General features: G+C 48.9%; 19 protein-coding genes. 6 read left to right on the plus strand and 13 right to left on the minus strand.

Translation table 11 applies throughout. The features are described from left to right. Positions 1-84: 84 nt before the first annotated feature. Positions 85-1,851, minus strand: a complete 1,767-nt coding sequence (locus HMPREF2560_RS04645; protein WP_070608796.1) for an ABC transporter ATP-binding protein/permease — start codon at positions 1,849-1,851, stop codon at positions 85-87. Between the two features lie 233 nt (positions 1,852-2,084). On the opposite strand from HMPREF2560_RS04645, the gene HMPREF2560_RS04650 reads away from it, so the two are divergent. From HMPREF2560_RS04650 to HMPREF2560_RS04660, 3 genes are all read left to right on the plus strand, one after another. After that, positions 2,085-4,385, plus strand: coding sequence for a TonB-dependent receptor (locus tag HMPREF2560_RS04650; protein ID WP_070608798.1), 2,301 nt, complete (start codon positions 2,085-2,087; stop codon positions 4,383-4,385). 199 nt (positions 4,386-4,584) lie between these two features. After that, the gene (locus HMPREF2560_RS04655; RefSeq protein WP_070873739.1) at positions 4,585-5,148 is read left to right on the plus strand and encodes a peptidylprolyl isomerase; all 564 of its coding nucleotides are present in this window, start codon (positions 4,585-4,587) and stop codon (positions 5,146-5,148) included. Positions 5,149-5,270: 122 nt separating this feature from the next. Further along, complete coding sequence (locus tag HMPREF2560_RS04660; protein ID WP_070873740.1) at positions 5,271-6,128, plus strand: CAF17-like 4Fe-4S cluster assembly/insertion protein YgfZ; 858 nt, start codon at positions 5,271-5,273, stop codon at positions 6,126-6,128. Positions 6,129-6,406: 278 nt separating this feature from the next. Here the strand turns inward: HMPREF2560_RS04660 and HMPREF2560_RS04665 are convergent, their stop codons facing one another. The 3 genes from HMPREF2560_RS04665 to alaS all read right to left on the minus strand — a co-directional run bounded on the left by HMPREF2560_RS04665 (position 6,407) and on the right by alaS (position 10,665). After that, the gene (locus HMPREF2560_RS04665) at positions 6,407-7,168 is read right to left on the minus strand and encodes a coiled-coil domain-containing protein (RefSeq protein WP_141762588.1); all 762 of its coding nucleotides are present in this window, start codon (positions 7,166-7,168) and stop codon (positions 6,407-6,409) included. A 9-nt stretch (positions 7,169-7,177) separates the two neighbouring features. After that, positions 7,178-7,597: a hypothetical protein gene (locus tag HMPREF2560_RS04670; protein ID WP_070873742.1), complete on the minus strand. Its 420-nt coding sequence runs from the start codon at positions 7,595-7,597 to the stop codon at positions 7,178-7,180. 173 nt (positions 7,598-7,770) lie between these two features. After that, positions 7,771-10,665 carry an alanine--tRNA ligase gene (alaS, locus tag HMPREF2560_RS04675; RefSeq protein WP_070873743.1) on the minus strand — a complete coding sequence of 965 codons (2,895 nt, stop codon included), beginning with the start codon at positions 10,663-10,665 and terminating at the stop codon, positions 7,771-7,773. Positions 10,666-10,915: 250 nt separating this feature from the next. Here alaS and HMPREF2560_RS04680 point away from each other — a divergent pair, with 250 nt between their 5' ends. After that, positions 10,916-12,046 carry a polyamine ABC transporter substrate-binding protein gene (locus HMPREF2560_RS04680; protein ID WP_070608806.1) on the plus strand — a complete coding sequence of 377 codons (1,131 nt, stop codon included), beginning with the start codon at positions 10,916-10,918 and terminating at the stop codon, positions 12,044-12,046. A 167-nt stretch (positions 12,047-12,213) separates the two neighbouring features. On the opposite strand, the gene ubiE is transcribed toward HMPREF2560_RS04680, so the two are convergent. The 7 genes from ubiE to ilvD all read right to left on the minus strand — a co-directional run bounded on the left by ubiE (position 12,214) and on the right by ilvD (position 17,527). Further along, complete coding sequence (gene ubiE / locus HMPREF2560_RS04685; protein WP_004519946.1) at positions 12,214-12,951, minus strand: bifunctional demethylmenaquinone methyltransferase/2-methoxy-6-polyprenyl-1,4-benzoquinol methylase UbiE; 738 nt, start codon at positions 12,949-12,951, stop codon at positions 12,214-12,216. Between the two features lie 29 nt (positions 12,952-12,980). Beyond that, the gene (locus HMPREF2560_RS04690; protein WP_283116701.1) at positions 12,981-13,346 is read right to left on the minus strand and encodes an MBL fold metallo-hydrolase; all 366 of its coding nucleotides are present in this window, start codon (positions 13,344-13,346) and stop codon (positions 12,981-12,983) included. Between the two features lie 18 nt (positions 13,347-13,364). Then, positions 13,365-13,796: a gamma-butyrobetaine hydroxylase family protein gene (locus HMPREF2560_RS04695; RefSeq protein WP_004519944.1), complete on the minus strand. Its 432-nt coding sequence runs from the start codon at positions 13,794-13,796 to the stop codon at positions 13,365-13,367. A gap of 1 nt (position 13,797) precedes the next feature. After that, positions 13,798-14,031 carry a hypothetical protein gene (locus HMPREF2560_RS04700; protein ID WP_003679719.1) on the minus strand — a complete coding sequence of 78 codons (234 nt, stop codon included), beginning with the start codon at positions 14,029-14,031 and terminating at the stop codon, positions 13,798-13,800. Between the two features lie 76 nt (positions 14,032-14,107). Then, positions 14,108-15,397, minus strand: coding sequence for a CAP domain-containing protein (locus HMPREF2560_RS04705; protein WP_070608809.1), 1,290 nt, complete (start codon positions 15,395-15,397; stop codon positions 14,108-14,110). 69 nt (positions 15,398-15,466) lie between these two features. After that, positions 15,467-15,598, minus strand: a complete 132-nt coding sequence (locus tag HMPREF2560_RS11415; RefSeq protein ID WP_283116702.1) for a hypothetical protein — start codon at positions 15,596-15,598, stop codon at positions 15,467-15,469. A 69-nt stretch (positions 15,599-15,667) separates the two neighbouring features. Then, positions 15,668-17,527 (minus strand): dihydroxy-acid dehydratase, encoded by a 1,860-nt coding sequence (gene ilvD / locus HMPREF2560_RS04710; RefSeq protein ID WP_070608811.1) that lies wholly within the window; start codon positions 17,525-17,527, stop codon positions 15,668-15,670. A 278-nt stretch (positions 17,528-17,805) separates the two neighbouring features. Between ilvD and HMPREF2560_RS04715 the strand changes: the two genes are divergently transcribed. Next, positions 17,806-18,369 carry a YceI family protein gene (locus HMPREF2560_RS04715; protein WP_049332526.1) on the plus strand — a complete coding sequence of 188 codons (564 nt, stop codon included), beginning with the start codon at positions 17,806-17,808 and terminating at the stop codon, positions 18,367-18,369. A gap of 97 nt (positions 18,370-18,466) precedes the next feature. On the opposite strand, the gene HMPREF2560_RS04720 is transcribed toward HMPREF2560_RS04715, so the two are convergent. Together HMPREF2560_RS04720 and HMPREF2560_RS04725 are read right to left on the minus strand one after the other, a co-directional pair. Next, the gene (locus tag HMPREF2560_RS04720) at positions 18,467-19,414 is read right to left on the minus strand and encodes a bile acid:sodium symporter family protein (protein WP_003746401.1); all 948 of its coding nucleotides are present in this window, start codon (positions 19,412-19,414) and stop codon (positions 18,467-18,469) included. Positions 19,415-19,563: 149 nt separating this feature from the next. Continuing rightward, a complete protein-coding gene (locus HMPREF2560_RS04725; RefSeq protein WP_070608813.1) occupies positions 19,564-20,445 on the minus strand; it encodes an NAD(P)H-hydrate dehydratase in 882 nt (293 codons plus the stop codon). A 53-nt stretch (positions 20,446-20,498) separates the two neighbouring features. On the opposite strand from HMPREF2560_RS04725, the gene HMPREF2560_RS04730 reads away from it, so the two are divergent. Then, entirely contained in the window at positions 20,499-21,155 is a 657-nt protein-coding gene (locus HMPREF2560_RS04730) for a cytochrome b/b6 domain-containing protein (protein WP_070608814.1), read from the plus strand. Positions 21,156-21,233: the final 78 nt, after the last annotated feature.

Raw genomic sequence — 21,233 nt, forward strand, 5'->3', positions numbered from 1 at the left:
TGAAAAGGCCGTCTGAAACGGCGATGACAAAATCGTTTGATTTCGTTTCTCACTGTTTCAGACGGCCTTTGGTATGCCATTAATTTAGCATTGTACATGACCGATATCGAGGCATAAATCATGGAATTCGTTGAGCGTGCTGCGGTGGCCGATACTGATGATGATGCTGTCGGGTAGTTTTTGCTTTAAGGCACGGTAGAGCATGGCTTCGGTCGGTTCGTCCAAGGCGGCGGTGGCTTCGTCGAGCAGGATGACTTTGGGTTGCGAGAGCAGGGCGCGGACGAAGGCGACGCGTTGTAGTTCTCCGGGGGAGAGTTTGTGCTGCCAGTCATCAGTTTTATCTAATTTATCGACCAGATAACCTAATCGACAAGTATTCATGGCTTCGGCTAACTCGGGATGCTGTTTGTCGATGTAGGGATAACAAATCGCATCGCGCAGGCTGCCTTGTGCCGTGTACGGGCGTTGCGGCAGGAAGAGGATGTCTTGAAGCGGCGGATGGCTGACTTTACCGCTGCTGCCGAAAGGCCAAAGCCCTGCCAGCGCGCGCAGCAACGAAGTTTTGCCGCAACCGCTTGGGCCGCGTATCAGCAGGGAGTTGCCGTTTTTGAGGTTGATATTGATACCGTCTAATAAAACTTCGCCGTTGTGACGGTATAGGGCAACGTTTTCTAAGATCAGGCCGTCTGAAACTTCGGTAAGGTCGGGTTGTCGTGCGGTGTGTTTTTCTTCCGTACTTAGCAAAAAGCCGTACAGACGCTCCAATCGGGCGCGGTAGGCGGTGAATTTGTTGTAGAACATCCGGAAGAAAGACAGCGCGTTTTGCAGTCGTGCGAAGGCTTGGACGGTCTGCTGGATGTCGCCGATTTTGATTTGTCCGGCAAACAGGCGCGGAGCTTGCAAAATAATCGGAAAGAGTTTGATGCCGTTGGTGAACATGTCGTTAAAGCCGCTCAGGCAGACGCTTTGCCGCGCAATACGCCAGCGGTTGCGGATAATGGCTTTAAAACGGTCGGAAAGCTGGTCGTGTTCGTGTTTTTCGCCGTTGTAAAACGCCACGCTTTCGGCGTGGTCGCGTACGCGGATGAGGGAATAACGGTAGTCGCCGTTGAGCTTTTCGTTTTCATAGTTGTAACGAATCAACGGGTTACCTATCCACATGGCGACAAAGGTCGCCAAAATCACAAACATATAGACAAACCAAACGATGCCGTGCGGAATGTCGAAGCCGAACACGGTCAGGATGCCTGCCAAGCCCCACAAAACAACGGCAAATTCCAGCGAGGTAACGACCGAATTGACCATGCCGCGCACAAATTCTATGGTCGAAGCGATGAAATCCTGCGCGTCCTGTTGGATACGTTGGTCGATGTTGTCCGGCGCGTGGCGGCGCATTTGCAGGCGGTAGTAGTTTTTGTCGGCAAACCAGCGCGAAGTCAAAACTTCATTGAGCCGCTCCGACCATTTAATCGCCAAACCTTGATCGAGAAAGTCGTTGACGACGTTGTTAAACGCCCGTATCAACACCACGCCTGCATTCATCGCTGCAAACATCCAAAACGCGGAGGCATTCAAATCCTGCATCGAGTCGTAAAGCCCTTTGGACATAAAGGTACTCAACACATTCAGCCGTACTTCGGTTAACAGCAGCGTAATCATCGCCGTAATCAGCAGCAATACTTTAACTGCACTTTTCGGCGTCAGACACAGCCGCAGGATATAGCTAAACTCGCGCCCGAAGCGTGTGTTGCGTGCAAAAAACAGAATTACCGCCGAAGCTGTGGCAACCATCAATAAGGTCTGCAATAGCCAAGACGGCGTGGAATAAAGCTCGATTTGCCATTTTTGCATGGGGTGTTCTCTGAAAGGAAGTAAAGGCCGTCTGAAAGGACGGCAAATTTATTTGACTATGGTAACTGTAATAATAGTTTTCTGAACTGTTGTATTTTTTGTATGTACAAACGGTTCTTATTTGTTTTTGTGGAAGGCGGAAATCTTATCAAATATAATCGCAAAACCAAATTACTTTGTAATTTTTTACTCGATATTAAGAATTATTAATATTTTAAACCAGAAGGTATTTTATGAACAGCAAATTAGCCCTGATGCCGCTTTTGATTATGAGCGCATTTTCTTATGCCGCCGATGAAGCGACACCCGAAACCCCTGTGCAACAGCAGTTGCAGGAAGTCAATGTCCGAGCCGACGCCAAACGCGTCAAAGCCGCCCGTTCTTATTCCATCGCCAGCGACGGCGACTTGCGCGACCGTGTGAATTTGGGTGTGTTGGGTAAAGCGAATGCCTTTACCGCTCCGATTACTGTGGTCAATTACGACGAACAAGCCCTCAACAACACCGAAGCTCGTACTTTGGTGGATGCCGTAGCGAAAAAAGACGCTTCCGTTTGGCAGTTCGGCGGCGAAAGCAACACATTGACCGGCCTGTATTTCCGCGGTTATCAGCTTGATGCGCGCCAATTCAGCGTCAACGGTTTGGCAGGTATGTACGGCACGCAAGGCACGGCCAGCGTGCAAGTCGGTTCTGCGCAACTGATTAAAGGCGCCTCCACCGCCGTAAACGGCATGGACCCTGAAGGCGCGGTATCCGGTTCCGTCAATATCGAAACCAAAAAAGCCGCCGACGAAGGCAACCATAAAATTGGTTTGGGCTGGTTCAGCAACAACCGCGCCCAAGGTACGTTCGATTTAGGTCAACGCTTCGGCGAAAACAAAGAATTCGGCGTGCGCGCCAACGGCAAACTGCGCCACGGCGACACCCCGCGCCACGGTTACAGTGAAGACAACAAAGAATTTGCCTTGAATGCTGACTACCGCGGTGAAAAACTGCGCGTAGCGTTCGACTCTATCTACGCAAAACGCAAAACCAACGGCGGCCGCGCGCGTATGCAGGACATTCAAAACCTGCAAGGCCGTCTGTTTGATGCACCTGACGGTAAAACCAATCTGCTGCCTTCTTGGAACTGGCAAAATACCGTCGGTCAAACCAATATGCTGACCTTTGAATGGGATGCGTTTGACAATGCACAGATTACAGGTGGTATCGGCTACAACAAAGCGCGTTATTACGGTACGCTGATTTCCCCGACTGTATGTTTGAATGCCACCAGCACTTGTACCGATACGCAAAACACAAACGCCAGCGGCAAAGTAACGGCCCGCAACTATGACTACAATACCGGTACTGCCCGCCTGACCGACCAATACTTCCGCACTTTAAGCATGAACCTGTCTGCGCGAGGCGAATTTGAAACCGGCCCTGTAACGCACAACTGGAGTACGGCTTTTGACCGCGTCATCCGTCAACGCGCTACTACGCGCGGTTTGTCAGTAGGCAGCAGCAGCGCGAAAATTTCTGCAAGCGGCGATATTGCAGCGCAACTTGATTCTTTCCAACCTGACTATGCAACCGATTGGGAAAGCTCTGCCTATCTTGATGCCAACATCAAAGTCAACAGCTTAGCCTTGTCTGATACACTGGGCTTTGCCGACAACAAATACCGTCTGACTTTGGGCGGCCGCTATCAATATGTCGAATACACCAACAAGACACCGGCTCAAAAGGGTAAACCGGTTCAAAGCGGCGATGCCAAACGCTTCAGCCCGATGCTGATGGCCGCATGGGTGCCGCAACCTGATTTGGTCGTTTACGGCAACTACATGGAAGACTTGGAGCCTGCCGACATCAAAACCGATGATGACGGCCATACCACCATGTCCAAACCTCGTGTCAGCCGTCAGTTTGAAGTGGGCGTGCGTAAAAACTGGGGCAATTTCGTGACCACGTTAAACGCGTTCCAAATCAAACGTCCGGGCTACTGGCGCGGTTCTACCGCCGGCAAAACAGACTTTGCCGCGTATAAAGCCTTGGGCGGCGCTGCAGGTGACAAGCAAGGTATGGAACGCAGCCGCGGTATCGAGTTCAACACCTACGCGAACCTGCTCAACAATACTTTGCGCCCGACTTTGGGTCTGATGTATCTGCAATCGACCGTGAAAGACTACCCAAATTCACGCGATATGCTGGTCAGCGGCGTACAAGTCGCCAACCCGCGCGTGATTGCCAAAGCAGGTTTGGAATGGGATACACCGTTTGCCAAAGGCTTGACCTTGAACGGCAACGTTTCGTATTTCGGCAAGTCTTACCAAGACACGCAAAAACAATATGCCTTCCCATCCTATACCTTGGTTGACGTAGGCGCGCGCTACAAAACCAAGCTCGGCAAAAATACCCTGACCGTCAGCAGCTCGGTAGAAAACCTGTTCAACAAAAACTACTGGCAGGTACAGCGCGGCCAATATGACCGCAGCTTCGCCGTTGTCGGCATGCCGCGCACTTACTGGCTGAAAGCGGAATTGGATTTCTAATCTGATTTCGGTTTGACTGTAATAGCAGGCCGTCTGAAAGGGAATGATAAAAAGCAAGAATTTGGTTTTTATCCCTTTTCAGACGGCCTGATTTGATTGCCTTATGTTTTTTGCTTGAAAAATCTTACATGTTTTTTATGGATTTCACGCGAAACAAGGTTAATATTCCATTTTCACAATACATTATTCGAGAAGACATATGAAAAAATCCATCAAACTGACCCTGTGCGCACTCGCACTCTCACTTTCTGTGCAAGCGCAAGCGGTTACCCATGCCGTGATTGAAACCAATATGGGCAACATCCAACTGGAGCTGGATGAAGTCAAAGCGCCGAAAACCGTGGCAAACTTTGTCAATTACGCCAAAAAAGGTTTTTACGACAACACGATTTTCCACCGCGTTATCGACAATTTTATGATTCAAGGCGGCGGATTTACCGAGAATATGGTACAAAAATCTACCGATAAAGCCATCACCAATGAAGCATACAACGGCTTGAAAAATAACGTCGGCACCATCGCCATGGCGCGCACCGGCGATCCAAATTCAGCAACCAGCCAGTTTTTTATCAATACAGCCGACAACGACTTTTTGAATTTCAAAAGCAAAACCCCTCAAGGCTACGGCTATGCCGTTTTCGGTAAAGTCACTTCCGGCATGGACGTCGTCCGTAAAATCAGCAAAGTGAAAACAGCGACACGCGGCTATCATCAAGACGTTCCAACCGAAGCCGTGATTATCCGTAAAGTCAGCATCAAATAATTTTGATTGTTTGAACCCAAACAACAGGCCGTCTGAAACATTCAGACAGCCTGAATTTATTTATTTGATAATAAGCGGCAATTTGGGCGATAATTCAGCATCCACAATTTAAGGAGTCGATTATGCAAACCCGCCTGCCTTTTTTCGGCGTTGTCCGTGTCAGCGGCGAAGACAGAGCTTCATTTCTTCATGGTCAATTATCCAACGATATTAATAATTTAGTTTTAGGTCAGGCATGTTATGCCACATACAATACGCCTAAAGGCCGTGTGTTGGCGAATATGTTGGTCGTCAATCGCGGAGAAGATTTACTGTTGGTCATGGCGCAAGATTTGACCGAAGCCATCGTCAAACGTTTGAGAATGTTTGTCTTGCGTGCAAAAGTCGTCTTCGAGCTGATGCCTGATTTAGCAGTCAGCGGCGAGTTGGCAGACGATGCAGAACCTCATCCTGCTACCGAACCGCAACTGTCTTTCCCAGCCCAAATTCAAGAAAACACCGTAGAAATTGCCTTGCCGCACACAGGCCGTCTGAAAATTTCAGCAGCTGAAAATGCAGCCGAATATCAAGCAGGAGCCGAAAACGCATGGAACCTGCACGAAATCCGCAGCGGCTATCCGTGGATTTGCGCCGCAACCAAAGAAGCAGCTGTTGCCCAAATGCTCAACCAACACATCATCGGCGCCGTCCATTTCCGTAAAGGCTGCTACCCCGGCCAAGAAATTATCGCCCGCGCCCAATACCGAGGCCAAGTCAAACGCGGTCTGGCCGTATTAAGCGGCGATTCTTTGGAAGCCGCCGGTATTGCCGTCAAAGTCGGCGAAGAAGAAGCAGGCGTCATCCTTAACACTGCACCCACAGAACAAGGCAGCCTCAGCCTCGCCGTTATCAAGTTTTCCGCAGCAGAAGCAGCATTGACCGATGCAGACGGTAATGCTTTGAAACAGGAAGAACTGTTTTTTACGGTTGAGAAAGATTGATTGTTAGATGATTGAATAAAAAGCTTAAATATTAGCTTGAAATGAAAATAGAAAGGCCGTCTGAAATTCAGACGGCCTTTGATATTGGGTTTTGTTAGTACATGACCCAAGCTGCGTTTGCTGCTGACTGGATTACGGCATGGTTTGGAATCATTCGGTAACAACAAAAACCGCGTGCGTGCGTACCGCACACACCCTACACCTTAACCTTAAGGGTTGCGTAGCTCATAGTGGTAGGGTGTGTGGCGTAGCCTCGCACGCGGTTGATTAGGATAATGCTACGATTTGTTAATTTTTATCGGGGAATGAGTAAAATATAATTCATTTTTATTTTTGTTATTTTCATCGGTTTTATTTTTCAATACGTCGTTTTTAATTTCATCACTTATATCCGTATCCCTACCGACAGATTGCTGAATAAAATCTTCAGTTTTTTCTTTAGTTTCGCTAAATGAACTGTCCAATCCTTTTACAAATTCATTATACTCACCTTTAAAATTATCAACTTTACTGTTTAACCTCTTCAGTCTTTTATCTATTTCACTCCGTTTTTCATCTATTTCACTCAGTTTTTCATCTATATCATTATATTTTTGATTTAGTGTATCATCTAATTTTTCTTTAAAATTATTAATATCATCTAATGCTTTATCAATTCTTTGAGATTCTCGCAATGAGAAAAATATAGAAATTACAGTTATTAATACAGCATATAAAGAAACTGAAAATGTTAGAGAGTTAATTATTTTATCTTGGTTATCTATTTTTATTTGTATATTTTCTATATATTCCTTATGAATTTCATACTTAATTTGCTGAATTTTTCGTTGTACACCTTGACATTCAGTTTTACTCTTACAAGAGTAAATCATATTTTTAGATGAAATTTCCTCTAGATAATTTTTATTGCTTTGCGTATTGTTGAAGTATATAAAAATTATTGGACTTATGCATAATAAAAATATGATTCCCAACCAAAAAGCATTCCAATTTTTATTATTCTGGGGTGTGGATTTAGTTTTATCATCATTAGACATCATTAAGTACCATTAATCAAATAAAAATAAATTTGTTAAGGAGTTAATACTGCTCTGTATTGTTTTCAGTGCACGGTCAATTTTCCTATATGAAATTTCTTCTTCTTCATCAATAAATATGTCAACAAAGCAAATGGCAGTCTTTTCTTCTTGAAGAATAGTCCATTTAATTAACTTTTTTGTTAAATTTTCATTAAATAAGCTTTCTTGAATTTTATTGCAGCTTGAATGTAACTTTAAAATAGAAAAAAATTGTATAAAATCACCATCCTCTTGAATAGATATTGTTAACTTAAAATTTACATCCGGTTTATTTCTATTAGAAAAACCCAATACAAAACAATTAATCTCTTCATCATATTTATATTTTAATGATTTTTTATTTAAATATAATGTAATTGCTTTCTTTGTTGATTCAGCATTGTTTGCCATAATCACTTCCTTATTTATTAAGATTATTGTTTAACTTAAAACTAAATATAGAATAGTACCCTATACAGTTTTCTAATGTTTTTTAAAAGCTTAAATGAAATTAACTTTTTAAAAGGAGGTCGTCCGAAAAATTTTTCAGGCGACCTTCTCTACTTAACTTAATACATCACTTATCAAACCAGTTTGCCGTTCACCCAGCCCCCCACGCTTACCAGCATTTCAGGCAATTTGTCGGCATCTGTGCCGCCGGCTTGCGCCAAGTCAGGACGGCCGCCGCCTTTGCCGCCGACTTGTTCGGCTGCAAATTTAACCAGATCGCCTGCTTTGACTTTAGCAGTCAACGGTTTGGATACGCCGGCGCATAGGGAGACTTTGCCGTCGTTGACTGCGGCGAGCAATACGATGGCTTGTTCTGATTTGCCGGTCAAGTCGGTCACGATTTCGCGCAGGGCTGCGGCATCGGCTTCGATTTGTGCGGCAACGAGTTTGGCTGAGCCTAGGTCTTTTGCGTTGTCCAAGAGTTTAGCGCCTGCATGGACGGCAAGTTCGGCTTTGGCGCGTGCCAATTCTTTTTCCAATGCTTTGGCATGTGCTGCGCCTGCTTGGATTTTCGCCAGTACGTCTTTTTCGGTTTGGGCTTTGGTTTCGGCAATAATGTCTTTAACCAAACGCTCTTGCTCTTGCGCCCATTTGAGTGCGTTCAGGCCGGTGATGGCTTCGATACGGCGTACGCCTGCGGCAATACCGCCTTCGCTGATGATTTTGAAGAGGCCGATGTCGCCGGTGCGTGAAACGTGTGTACCGCCGCACAATTCGGTAGAGAAACCGCCCATTTGCAGTACGCGTACTTCGTCGCCGTATTTTTCGCCGAAGAGCATCATGGCGCCGGTTTTTTGGGCATCTTCCATGCTCATAATGGCTGCGTTGACGGCAACGTTAGCCAAAATGGCTTCGTTGACGCGGCGTTCTACTTCGGCGATTTCTTCGGCAGTGACCGCTTGAGGATGGGAAATGTCGAAACGGGTGGATTCGGCGGTAACCAAAGAGCCTTTTTGTTCAACGTGTTCACCCAATACATCGCGCAGGGCTTTGTGCATCAAGTGGGTCGCGCTGTGGTTGCGCATATTGGCATTGCGGATTTCGTCATCCACTTTGGCGGTAACGCTGTCGCCGACTTTCAGACGGCCTGAAGTTTGTACGCCGAATTGGCCGAATACAGCCGCTTTGATTTTTTGGGTATCGCGTACTTCAAAGCGGTTTTCGCCTGCAAAGATATAGCCGACGTCGCCGACTTGGCCGCCGGATTCTGCATAGAACGGGGTAAAGTCGATAACGATGGCACCTTCGTCGCCTTCGTTCAATTCGTTGACTTGCTCGCCGTCTTTGTAGAGGGCGAGGACTTTGGATTCGGTTTGGCGTTCGCTATAACCTTTAAACTCGGTGTCTTGACCTTCGTAAGGCAGTTGGGCGTTGGCTTTGAAGCTTTGTGCGGCGCGTGCGCGTGCGCGTTGTGCATCCATTTCGCGGTTGAAGCCTTCTTCATCCAAATCGATGCCCAATTCGCGCGCCATGTCGGCAGTCAGGTCGTAAGGGAAGCCGTAGGTGTCGTAGAGTTTGAAGATGTGTTCACCACCGATAACGAGTTTGCTGTTGGCGATGTTGTCCATCAAATAGGCATTTAAGGCTTCGGCAAACGGTTTTTCCGCGTCGGGAATATGGGCGGTTTCCAAAGCAGCCTGCAAATCGATATACATGCCTTCGTTCAGGCTACCTGAAACTTGGGGACGGATAACGATTTGCTTTTTGCCTGAAGCGGCACGGGAGGCGGCGGTGAATTCCACACCCTCTGCGGTTTTCAATGCCAGTGGTTTGCCCGCACCATCTTGCGGCAGCAGGCTTTCCAGTTTCAAGAATTTCATGCCGTTGAACACTTGATTGAACAAGCCCATGCCTTTTTCCAGCGTTTCGCCGAAACGGCTCTCTTCCGCGCGCAGGGCTTCCATAATCTGCGTCTGCTTCTCTTTCAACTCAGGATAAGCATCACCCATTACTTTCACCAAGTCGGGCACGAGTTTGTAGAAAAACGCTTGTTTCTGACCGAGTTTGTAACCGTGGCGTACGGCGCGGCGGACGATGCGACGCAGTACATAGCCGCGGCCTTCGTTGGATGGCAATACGCCGTCTGCAATCAGGAACGAGCAGGAGCGGATGTGGTCGGCGATGACTTTCAGGCTTGGTTCTTCCATGCTGAACGGCGCGCTGGTTTCGCGGGCAACGGCTTTGAGCAGGTCTTGGAACAGGTCGATTTCGTAGTTGCTGTGGACATGCTGCATGACGGCGGCCATACGTTCCAAGCCCATGCCGGTATCAACGGATGGTTTAGGCAGCGGATTCATATTGCCTTGTTCGTCGCGGTTGAACTGCATAAATACGCAGTTCCAAATTTCGATCCAGCGGTCGCCGTCTTCTTCAGGGCTGCCCGGAATGCCACCCCAGATTTCTTCGCCGTGGTCGTAGAAAATTTCGGAGCAAGGGCCGCAAGGGCCGGTGTCGCCCATTTGCCAGAAGTTGTCAGACGCGTATTTCGCGCCTTTGTTGTCGCCGATGCGGACGATGCGTTCGGCAGGCATACCGATTTCGTTCAGCCAAATGTTGTAGGCTTCGTCGTCTTCTGCGTAAACGGTCGCCAAGAGTTTGTCTTTAGGGATGTTCAACCATTCAGGGGAAGTCAGGAATTCCCAAGCGAAGTGGATCGCGTCGCGCTTGAAGTAGTCGCCGAAGGAGAAGTTGCCCATCATTTCAAAGAAGGTATGGTGGCGGGCGGTGTAGCCGACGTTTTCCAAGTCGTTGTGTTTGCCGCCTGCGCGTACGCATTTTTGCGCGGTAGTAGCGCGGTTGTATGGGCGTTTGTCAAAGCCGAGGAATACGTCTTTAAATTGGTTCATGCCTGCGTTGGTAAACAGCAGGGTCGGGTCGTCGTGTGGCACGAGCGAGGAGGAGCGGACGATGGTGTGGCCTTTGGATTCGAAAAATTTCAGGAATTTTTGGCGTAGTTCGGTGGTTTTCATAATGTCTCGATAAATTTTTTACAAGGATTTCAGACGGCCCGGACGGCGCGTTGCGATTAAAAACGAATGGGCGTTATCTTACCGCAAAACCATATTTCAAGCTATCGGCAGAAAGGTTTTAAGTTGGCTGCAATCCGTCTTTCAGACGGCCTCAAGCGGGACGATATCTTTTAACAATGAAGCCTATCCGCTCGGGCTTGCCTGCTTTATAATGCCTCTCTATTTTCAACCGGATACGCAAGGAATGATAATGACCAAACATCTGCCCCTCATCGTACTGACTGCGCTGGCACTGGCCGGCTGCGGCGGCTCGGACAAAACTTCTGCCGACAAGGCGGCTCAAACCGATAATCAAAAGGTATTGAGCATTTACAACTGGTCGGAATATGTTGATCCCGAGACGGTTGCAGCGTTTGAGAAAAAACACGGTATCGCAGTAACTTACGATGTATATGACAGCGATGAAACGCTGGAGAGCAAGGTGTTGACCGGCAAGTCGGGTTACGACATCGTGGGTCCTTCCAATGCGTTTGTCGGTAGGCAGATTAAGGCAGGTGCGTATCAGAAAATCGACAAATCCCTGATTCCGAACTATAAAAACTTGAATCCTCAGTTGATGAAGCTGATGGAAGGCGTTGATCCGAATCACGAATACGCTGTTCCATTTTATTGGGGGACTAATACTTTCGCCATCAATACCGAGCGTGTGAAAAAGGCTTTGGGTACGGACAAACTACCGGACAATCAATGGGATTTGGTGTTTAACCCCGAATACACGTCCAAACTCAAGCAATGCGGCATCAGCTATTTGGACAGCGCAGCGGAGATTTATCCTATGGTGTTGAACTATATGGGTAAAAATCCAAACAGTAGCGAAACGGCGGATATTAAGGCGGCTACGGAAGTTTTGAAGAAAAACCGTCCGTACATCAAGCGCTTTACCTCGTCCGGTTTTATCGATGATTTGGCGCGCGGCGATACTTGCGTAACGATTGGTTTTGGCGGCGATTTGAATATTGCCAAACGTCGTGCCGAAGAAGCGGGCGGCAAGGAAAAAATCCGTGTGATGATGCCGAAAGAAGGCGTGGGGATTTGGGTGGACTCGTTTGTGATTCCGAAAGATGCCAAACATGTGGCCAATGCCCATGCGTATATCAATGATTTCTTAGATCCTGAAGTTGCGGCGAAAAACGGCAATTTTGTTACTTATGCGCCGTCCAGCAAACCGGCTCAAGAGCTGATGGATGAAGAGTTTAGAAACGACAATACGATTTTCCCGACTGACGAGGATTTGAAAAATAGCTTTATCATGGTACCTATCCAACCGGCGGCGTTGAAATTTATGGTCCGTCAATGGCAAAGCGTGAAAGCAGGAAAGTAAGCTGATTTGAACATATTAAGGCCGTCTGAATGGTGTAACCGAAATCCTTGATTTCGTTTTACGGCTGTTCAGACGGCCTTTGTTTTGTGTCAGATTGGCTTGGGTAAGGTTTAAAAAACAAAAGGCGTGTCTATCAATCACGCCCTTTGTGTTTGTTTCAGACGGCCTTAGAATTTCACGCCTTTATGCAGGGCAACGATGCCTGCGCTCATGTTGTGGTAATCCACGCTGTCGAAGCCTGCATCCAGCATCATTTGCTTCAAGGTTTCTTGGTCGGGGTGCATACGGATGGACTCGGCGAGGTATTGGTAGCTGTCGGCATCTTTGGCAATCAGTTTGCCCATAATCGGCAACAGTTTGAAAGAGTAGAGGTCGTACACGCCTTCCAAAGGTTTGTACACTTTGGAGAATTCCAACACCAGCAGGGTGCCGCCCGGTTTCAATACGCGGTACATTTCTTTCAGCGCGGCATCTTTGTGCGTCATGTTGCGCAGGCCGAATGCGACGGAAACTAGATTGAAATAGTTGTCGGGGAACGGCAATTTTTCAGCGTCTGCCAACGATACGGGCAGAATCATGCCTTCGTTGAGCAAGCGGTCGCGGCCGACGGTCAGCATGGAGGAGTTGATGTCTGTCAGCCAAACTTCGCCTTCTTTACCCACACGTTTCGCCCAGCCTCGAGATAAATCGCCTGTACCGCCGGCGATATCCAATACTTTGTCGCCTTTTTTCAGGCGGGCGGTATTGATGGTGAAATGTTTCCAAACACGGTGCAGACCGCCGGACATTACGTCATTCATAATGTCGTAGTTTTTTGCCACGGAGTGGAAGACTTCGGCAACTTTGCCTGCTTTTTCGTCTTCGTCAACGGTAGAGAAGCCGAAATGGGTTTTGTGGTCGCTCATAGTGTCTGCCTTCTTAAAATAATACGGATTCAGATATCGAATACGTCGAAATCGCCAACCACTTTCGACGCGGGAAATATAGTTTGTGCCTGCTGCTCCAGCATCAGGCGTTGCTCTTTTTCGGTATAACGTGCGCTGATGTGGGTCAGGTAAAGTTGTTTCACATTGGCTTGCAAAGCCAGCTTGGCTGCATCGGCTACGGTTGAATGGAACACTTGTTCCGCTGTCTTTTCATCGCCTGCCGCAAAGGTTGCTTCATACACCAAAACATCTGCGTTTTGTGCGGCGCGCACTGCCTGAGGACAGGCTTTGCTATCGCCGAAGATGGCTACTACCCGTCCTTTTTTGGGTGGGGAGAGGAACGCTTTGCCGTCAATGATTCTGCCGTCGTCCAATGTCGGCTTCGCCTTTTTTCAGACGGCCTTTCCGCCGCAACCGCCGCTACCGCAGGAATGCGTGTGTTTGGGTTTCAAATCTTCGGCACTTGGCGTTCTAGACGCGCCTGCTTTCTCGAGGCGGTCGAGATAGTCTTGCCAAAGTGCGTCTTGATTGTGCGCCAGTCGGTAGAGATAGTCCCAATCGTAAAGGCCGCTGTCGTGGCCGTCTGAAAAAGTAATTTTCAATGCGTATTGGCCGACGGGGTCTAAATCGGTAATGCTGACTTCGGCTTTGCCTGTTTGCAATACATCTTGACCGGCACCGTGTCCGCGCACTTCCGCGCTGGGCGAGTACACGCGCAGGTATTCGGCAGGAAGGCTTTTGGCACCGTCAACATAGACCAAAGTCAGTACGCGCCGCTCTTGCTGGAGGCGGATTTCTTGTGGGATTTTATCGGCTTGGGTCATGTCATGCTCCGTTCTTTTTACGCAAATAGGCAACGCGTACAGAAAAAATACCGCCAAGTACGGCAAATAACACGATTGCGTAGAGTGAAAACCGTATCAGGCTCACTTGGGTGTCCGCCGTCAGCCCCAAAGGCAGCAACATGACGGCAACGAACAGTAAAAACGCGGCCAACATGGCGGCAATGCTGGCAAAGGCATAGCGGGTATTGGCTGCTGTTTGCGGATGTTTGGTCATGTGGGATAGCTTGCTATAGGGTGGTGAGGCGGTATTTTATCAGCTTTTTGGTGCTTCATGCCGTCTGAAAACGGCTTTATTTCCATAAATAAAGTGTAATGGCGCGCCTGTCTTCGCCTTCGGGCATTAAGCGGATGCTGCTGCCTTTGCTTCCGTTGACACGGATAATGATGCCGCCCGCCTGCCGCTCGATAATGTCGAGTTGGGTGTCGCGGTTCATGCGGTAGTTGTAGCGTTCGCATTGCTTCAAGCACCAAAAACCCTGCCAATGGATAAAATATTTTTGTCCGGATTCGATGGCCAGCGTTTCGCCACCTTTGACGATGAAATAAGGATAATCGGGTTTTTGCGTGCTGAATGTCCATTCAGCCGTTTTGTCTTTTCCATTTTGACGGTATTCGAACACGGCACGGTAGTCGGTGTCGTATTCCAATGGCTGTAAAGGAAACAGCGCAAATTGGCGTTCGGTCAGGAGGCGGTTTGGGTCATTATCTTTATCTAAGATTTTGACATCTCTGATTTCTTTTGTGTCCCGATACAGTTTGAACGAACGCATTTTGACCGGAGGCGATTGTTCTGAGAATGCGATGCTGACCGGATTGCCGGTCATTTCATAATACGGCATAGGGTCGGGACGTTCGCCGTGGAAAACCGGTGAGGCGAAATTGCCTTGCGGATAGGTGATGTAAGGCCGGAGTTTGCGGTTGGAGATTTCATCCGCATAAACAATGGCATGACCATGACAGGCATCTTGATAAAACGAACGGCTGAGGTCGGAGAGTGGGCGGTTTTTTTGGCAGATGCTGTTGAATCTGCTGTCGCCTTGATTGATGCTCAACGCGATTTGTTTACCTTGCGATTCAAATGCCGCTCCGGCCTCGTCTATATTTTGATCGAGTAAGGAGAGGCGGTGGTAAATCGCCGTCATTAGATTGTCCAGTTGATGTTGGGCAGGTAGATGGTCGTTGATTTTTTCGTTTGGCGGATGCTGGCCGGTGCCGACGTTTTCATGCACGCCTTTATAGGCATAACCGGCTTTGCGCGTGCGGTCTGATGGGCGTGGACCTGTATAAAAGGGATTGCGTGTATTGTGTTCGTCATGTCCGTCGTCAGGGTTTTGCAGCAGATAGCGGGCATGATTACGCGCGGCGCGTTCGAGTGTGGCTGAGTGCGCCAGTGCGGGCAGATTGGCTGAGGCGCGGAGGAAATTTAAATACGCCAAGGCGTCAAAATCGGCAACAGCAGTACGATTTTGCGGCGGTTGGGCGTAGATGAGCTGGTCTTCGGAATAGCGATGGGTTTCGTAGTATTGGAATATGCCGAGGGCAACGGCAAAACCACCCAGCCAGTAAAGAATGTGTTTCATTATATGTACTGCGTTCAGACGGCCTTGAGCGTGTAGATGTTTCCCCTTGAAACTCATGCCGTTAAATGATTATTTTGATAGCGGCTTGACTTGGAATGCTTCAGGATGGGATTTGAAATATTCGACAGCGATAAATCCGCCGCCAATAATAATCAAGAGGGTAATGGCCATGCCGATCATCGCTAAAATGAATTTGTCCATATTTGTCCGTTTGAATGAAGGCCGTCTGAAACACTTGAAAGCGTTCAGACGGCCTTAAAGTCAGGTTAATTAACGTTCGATTTGCGATACGTCGCGTACTGCGCCTTTGTCGGCGGAAGTCGCCATCGCGCCGTAGGCACGCAGGGCTGCGGAGACGTAGCGGTCGCGGTTTTCCGGTTTCCACGCTTTGCTGCCGCGTGCTTCCATTTCGGCACGGCGTGCGGCAAGCTCTTCATCGGAAATGACAAGGCGGATGCTGCGGTTTGGAATGTCGATTTCGATGGTGTCGCCTTCGTGTACCAAACCGATTGCGCCGCCTTCTGCCGCTTCAGGCGAAGCGTGGCCGATGGACAGGCCGGAAGTACCGCCGGAGAAGCGGCCGTCGGTCAGCAGGGCGCAGGCTTTGCCCAAACCTTTGGATTTCAGGTAAGAAGTCGGGTACAGCATTTCTTGCATGCCCGGGCCGCCTTTGGGGCCTTCGTAGCGGATGATGACGATATCGCCGGCAACGATTTGGTTGCCCAAAATGCCTTCTACTGCGTCTTCTTGGCTTTCAAATACACGGGCGCGGCCGGTAAATTTGAGGATGCTTTCGTCCACGCCTGCGGTTTTCACTACGCAACCGCGTTCTGCGATGTTGCCGAACAATACTGCCAAGCCGCCGTCTTGCGAGTAGGCATGTTCAACATCGCGGATACAGCCTTTTTCACGGTCGAGGTCGAGGGTTTTCCACATACGGTTTTGCGAGAACGCCTGAGTAGTGCGCACGCCGCCTGGAGCCGCTTTGAAACGCTCGATGGCATGGGTGTTTTCAGGGTTGGTCACGTCCCATTTTTCAATCGCGTCTTTCAGGGTCGGCGCGTGGATGGTGTACACGTCGGTGTGCAGTTTGCCTGCTTTGTCCAATTCTTTCAGGATGGCGAAGATACCGCCTGCGCGATGCACGTCTTCCATGTAGTAGTCGTGGTTGTTTGGCGCGGTTTTGCAGATGCAAGGTACAACGCGGCTCAGGCGGTCGATGTCTGCCATTTTGAAATCGACACCGGCTTCGTTGGCAACGGCCAACAGGTGCAAAATGGTATTGGTAGAGCCGCCCATGGCGATGTCCATGGTCATGGCGTTTTCAAACGCTTTTTTAGTGGCAATACTGCGCGGCAATACGGTTTCGTCGTCTTGCTCGTAGTAGCGTTTGGTGATTTCGACAATCATGCGGCCGGCTTCGAGGAACAATTCTTTACGGCCTGCGTGGGTCGCCAAGTATGAACCGTTACCCGGCAGGGAAAGGCCGAGTGCTTCGGTCAGGCAGTTCATGGAGTTGGCGGTAAACATGCCGGAGCAGGAGCCGCAAGTCGGGCAGGCGTTTTGTTCGACTTCTTCGACTTGTTTGTCGCTGATATTGTCGTCAGCCGATTCGATCATGGCATCAATCAAGTCCAAGCGGCGTTCGGGTTGAATATTGGCCACGCCGATAACTTTACCTGCTTCCATCGGGCCGCCGGAAACGAAGATGGTCGGAATGTTCAGGCGCATGGCGGCAATCAGCATGCCCGGGGTAATTTTGTCGCAGTTGGAAATGCACACCAGCGCGTCGGCGCAGTGGGCGTTGACCATGTATTCGATGGAGTCGGCAATCAGGTCGCGGCTGGGCAGGGAGTAGAGCATACCGCTATGGCCCATGGCGATACCGTCGTCAATGGCAATGGTGTTGAATTCTTTGGCAATGCCGCCGGCTTTTTCGATTTCACGGGCAACCAGTTGACCCATATTGTGCAGGTGCACATGGCCTGGGACGAATTGGGTGAAGGAGTTGGCAATGGCGATAATCGGTTTACCGAAGTCGGTTTCCATTACGCCGGTCGCACGCCACAATGCGCGCGCGCCTGCCATATTGCGGCCGTGGGTAGAGGTTTTGGAGCGGTATTCAGGCATTTTTGTTCCTTTGTTTTATGCTGAGGCCGTCTGAAATAGGCTGGTAGTTTGGCGGCCCGTTGTAGAAATAACTCGGTATTTTATACCAATTACGAGCGATGAAGCACGCTATTTTGTAATAAAACTAAACTGTATTTGCTTCACCTGAATTTGCTGCTCACTTCTTCAGACGGCCTGAAGTTTTCTTAGGATGAAACGTTATCTTTCTCATTTGCAAAAGATGTTGGCATCAAAAAGTGATATGATAGGGAACTTCTCACATTTCTAAGGATAAGACGATGAAAAAAATCATGTTTGCATTGTGTTCGGCCATGTTGGCTTCCGCTGCGTCTGCCGCTGTTTATAAAGTGGACGAATTTCATGCCAATGCCCGCTTTGCCATCGACCATTTCAACACCAGCACCAACGTCGGCGGTATTTATGGTTTGACCGGTAATTTGGAATTTGACCGTGCCAAACGCCAAGGCTCAATCGATATCGTATTGCCATTGTCCAAACTGCAAACCGGTTCAGATCGCTTTACTCAACATTTGAAATCTGCCGATATTTTCAATGCAGACAAATACCCTGAAATCCGTTTTGTATCCACCAAATTCAATTTCAACGGCAAAAAATTGCTGTCTGTTGACGGCAACCTGACCATGAACGGCAAAACTGCGCCGGTGAAACTCAAAGCCGACAAATTCAACTGCTACCAAAGCCCGATGTTAAAAGCAGAAGTGTGTGGCGGCGACTTCAGCACCACCATCGACCGTACCAAATGGGGCTTGGATTATTTGGTAAGTGCCGGTATGAGCAAAAAAGTAAACATCAATATCCAAATCGAAGCAGCCAAACAATAATCCTGCTTGATTTCAAAATAAAGGCCGTCTAAACAGGTAAGGCAGAAATCGTTGATTTCGTTTATCCCTGTTCAGACGGCCTTATGATTAAAGACGTTTAGGATTCTTTATTTTTATCGGCTTTGGCTGCCCAATAAGTTGCCAGGAGTGAGCCGGAGATATTGTGCCACACGCTGAACAATGCGCTGGGAACGGCAACAACCGGCGCGGCGGCAAAGTGTGCGGCGGCAAGCGCGGCGCCTAAGCCCGAGTTTTGCATACCGACTTCGATGGCCAGCGTTTTTTGTGCATCATAAGGCAGGCCGGTCCATTTGGCGGCAAAGAAGCCGAGCAGATAGCCGATGCCGTTGTGGAGTACGACAACCGCGAAAATCAGCAGGCCGCTTTCAATAATCTTGCCTTTGCTGGCACCGACTACCGCGCCGATAATCAGTACGATGGCGGCAACGGAAACCAGCGGCAGCGCGTCGGTCAGTTTTTCAGTTTTGTTGCCCAAGACTTTATGGACAATCAAGCCCAAAACGATGGGGAACAAAACCATTTTGACGATGGACATCAACATACTGCCCGCTTGTATTTCCAGCATTTCACCGGCAAGCATCAGGAAGATGGCAGGGGTCAGCAATGGGGAAATCAGAGTAGAAACCGATGTAACGGCAACCGACAAAGCCACATTGCCACGCGCCAGATAAGTCATTACATTGGAAGCTGTACCGCCCGGGCAGCAGCCGACTAAAATCACACCGACTGCGATTTCGGCAGGCAGGTTCAACAGCTTGGCCAGTAGATAGGCGGTTGCCGGCATGATGGCGAATTGGGCAATCACGCCGATGATGACGGCTTTGGGGCGTTTGAACAAAATATCGAAGTCGGAAGGTTTGAGCGTCAAGCCCATACCGAACATGATGATGCCCAGAAGCCAAGGAATGTAAGGGCCGACCCATTTGAAGGTATCGGGTGCGAAAAAAGCGATACCGGCAAAGAGCGCAGCCCAAAGGGAAAATGTTTTTCCAATAAAGTTGCTGATTTTATTGAGGATACTCATGATAATATGTTGTGAAGTTGTTTTTAAGGGAAACCAAGGATACACGCCTTAACCTTAATTTGCAAAATGGCTTAAAATAAATAAGGCCGTCTGAAGATAAGGATTGATTTTCAGACGGCCTGTGATTTGTATTTGCTATATAGACGGCATTATTCTTTTGATAAAATATTGCGCAGCCATCGGGCGGCAGGTGCGATTTCTCCGGCGAGCATGCCGGTTTCGATTTTGCCGCTGTGTTTGATGACATCGGCCGCCGCACCATGCAGCCATACGCCGGCGCAGGCGGCTTGGAATGCCGGAATGCCTTGTGCCAGCAGACTGCCGATAATGCCGCTTAAGACATCGCCGCTGCCAGCAGTAGCCAAACCGGCATTGCCGCTGGTGTTGGTATAGACCATGCCGTCAGTTGCGGCAACTAATGTATGATGACCTTTCAATACGACGGTCGCGCCATATTTTTGGCTGATTTCGGTTACGGCTTTCTGTCTGTCGGCTTGAACTGATTGGGTATCGGTACCGAGTAAGCGGGCGGCTTCGGCCGGATGAGGTGTCAGAATGATATGTTTGTACGATTTGAGACGTTCGGCCAATTCGGGAGAACGGGCAAGCAGTGTCAGGGCATCGGCATCGAGCAATAAAGGCCGGTCATGGTGTGTCGACAGAATTTTGGGCAGCAGCTGCTCTGATAATCCGTCCAAACCAAAGCCGCAGCCGATTACCCGAGCGCTGACATCGTTGCGCTCCATCAGCTGGGTCGCAGTGGCGAGCATAATTTCAGGGCGTTCGGGAATGATGGCAAAAGGCAGCGCAGCTTGGTTGAAACCCGCCCAAACCTTGCCGCACCCCTGATACATGGCGGCTGTGGCTGCTAAAACCACCGCACCGCTCATTCCCGTTGCGCCTCCGATAATGGCAAGCGTGCCGTATGTGCCTTTGTGTGATTCTTGGGCGCGGGGGTGGAATACGTCGGGAAATGCTAAGGCCGTCTGAAAAGCTTGAAGCGATTCGGGAAGCGTGTAGATGGGCTGCATGGCGTAACCTTCCAAGATAAGAAATTTAATTTTAAATCAGAAAGTAAAAGGTAATGAAGCAAAAAATAAAAGTTTGGGACGCACCTACACGCCTGTTCCATTGGCTCTTGGTGTTATTAATAGGATTCATGTGGTACAGCGCAACCCAAGGCGGCGATATGCTGGTATGGCACTTGCGCGGCGGCTTGTTGATGCTGGCATTGGTGGTTTTCCGCTTGTGCTGGGGGATTTGGGGTAGCGATACGGCAAAATTCAGCCGATTTGTGCGTCCGTTTCCCGAAATCTGCCGCTACACGCAAGGCCAAATGTCTGAAGACGAATTGGTCGGCCACAATCCTTTGGGCGCGCTGATGGTCATCGCTTTATTGGCTGCCTTGGTTTTTCAGACGGCCACAGGCTTATTTGCTGCCGATGAAAATACGTTTACCAATTCCGGCTTTTTGAATCATTTGGTCAGCGAACACGCCGGTACGCTGGCGCGAAAAATCCATGTCAATTTCTTTAATGTGTTAGCTGTTTTGGCAGGCGTACATATCGCGGCCGTTTTGCTGTATCGCTTTGTGAAAAAACAGGATTTGATTACGCCGATGATTAACGGCTTTAAAATCATTGATGCCCGGCAGCCTAAGTTGGCCGGAATGGGGCAACTGTTTGCCGCTTTGTTGGTAGCGATTGCGTTAGTGTGCGCAGTATGGACGTTGCGCGGTTGATGCATTAAGGCTGATACCTAAAAACAAACCGACCCCGATAGCCGAAATGGCTGTTGGGGTCGTTTTATTTTTAGGGTT

The organism is Neisseria sp. HMSC078H04, assembly GCF_001838135.1.
Lineage (GTDB): Bacteria > Pseudomonadota > Gammaproteobacteria > Burkholderiales > Neisseriaceae > Neisseria.

Coding starts and splice junctions, on each gene's coding strand:
- HMPREF2560_RS04645 (WP_070608796.1), bottom strand. CDS start 1,851: ATGCAAAAATGGCAAATCGAGCTTTATTCCACGCCGTCTTGGCTATTG.
- HMPREF2560_RS04650 (WP_070608798.1), top strand. CDS start 2,085: ATGAACAGCAAATTAGCCCTGATGCCGCTTTTGATTATGAGCGCATTT.
- HMPREF2560_RS04655 (WP_070873739.1), top strand. CDS start 4,585: ATGAAAAAATCCATCAAACTGACCCTGTGCGCACTCGCACTCTCACTT.
- HMPREF2560_RS04660 (WP_070873740.1), top strand. CDS start 5,271: ATGCAAACCCGCCTGCCTTTTTTCGGCGTTGTCCGTGTCAGCGGCGAA.
- HMPREF2560_RS04665 (WP_141762588.1), bottom strand. CDS start 7,168: ATGATGTCTAATGATGATAAAACTAAATCCACACCCCAGAATAATAAA.
- HMPREF2560_RS04670 (WP_070873742.1), bottom strand. CDS start 7,597: ATGGCAAACAATGCTGAATCAACAAAGAAAGCAATTACATTATATTTA.
- alaS (WP_070873743.1), bottom strand. CDS start 10,665: ATGAAAACCACCGAACTACGCCAAAAATTCCTGAAATTTTTCGAATCC.
- HMPREF2560_RS04680 (WP_070608806.1), top strand. CDS start 10,916: ATGACCAAACATCTGCCCCTCATCGTACTGACTGCGCTGGCACTGGCC.
- ubiE (WP_004519946.1), bottom strand. CDS start 12,951: ATGAGCGACCACAAAACCCATTTCGGCTTCTCTACCGTTGACGAAGAC.
- HMPREF2560_RS04695 (WP_004519944.1), bottom strand. CDS start 13,796: ATGACCCAAGCCGATAAAATCCCACAAGAAATCCGCCTCCAGCAAGAG.
- HMPREF2560_RS04700 (WP_003679719.1), bottom strand. CDS start 14,031: ATGACCAAACATCCGCAAACAGCAGCCAATACCCGCTATGCCTTTGCC.
- HMPREF2560_RS04705 (WP_070608809.1), bottom strand. CDS start 15,397: ATGAAACACATTCTTTACTGGCTGGGTGGTTTTGCCGTTGCCCTCGGC.
- HMPREF2560_RS11415 (WP_283116702.1), bottom strand. CDS start 15,598: ATGGACAAATTCATTTTAGCGATGATCGGCATGGCCATTACCCTCTTG.
- ilvD (WP_070608811.1), bottom strand. CDS start 17,527: ATGCCTGAATACCGCTCCAAAACCTCTACCCACGGCCGCAATATGGCA.
- HMPREF2560_RS04715 (WP_049332526.1), top strand. CDS start 17,806: ATGAAAAAAATCATGTTTGCATTGTGTTCGGCCATGTTGGCTTCCGCT.
- HMPREF2560_RS04720 (WP_003746401.1), bottom strand. CDS start 19,414: ATGAGTATCCTCAATAAAATCAGCAACTTTATTGGAAAAACATTTTCC.
- HMPREF2560_RS04725 (WP_070608813.1), bottom strand. CDS start 20,445: ATGCAGCCCATCTACACGCTTCCCGAATCGCTTCAAGCTTTTCAGACG.
- HMPREF2560_RS04730 (WP_070608814.1), top strand. CDS start 20,499: ATGAAGCAAAAAATAAAAGTTTGGGACGCACCTACACGCCTGTTCCAT.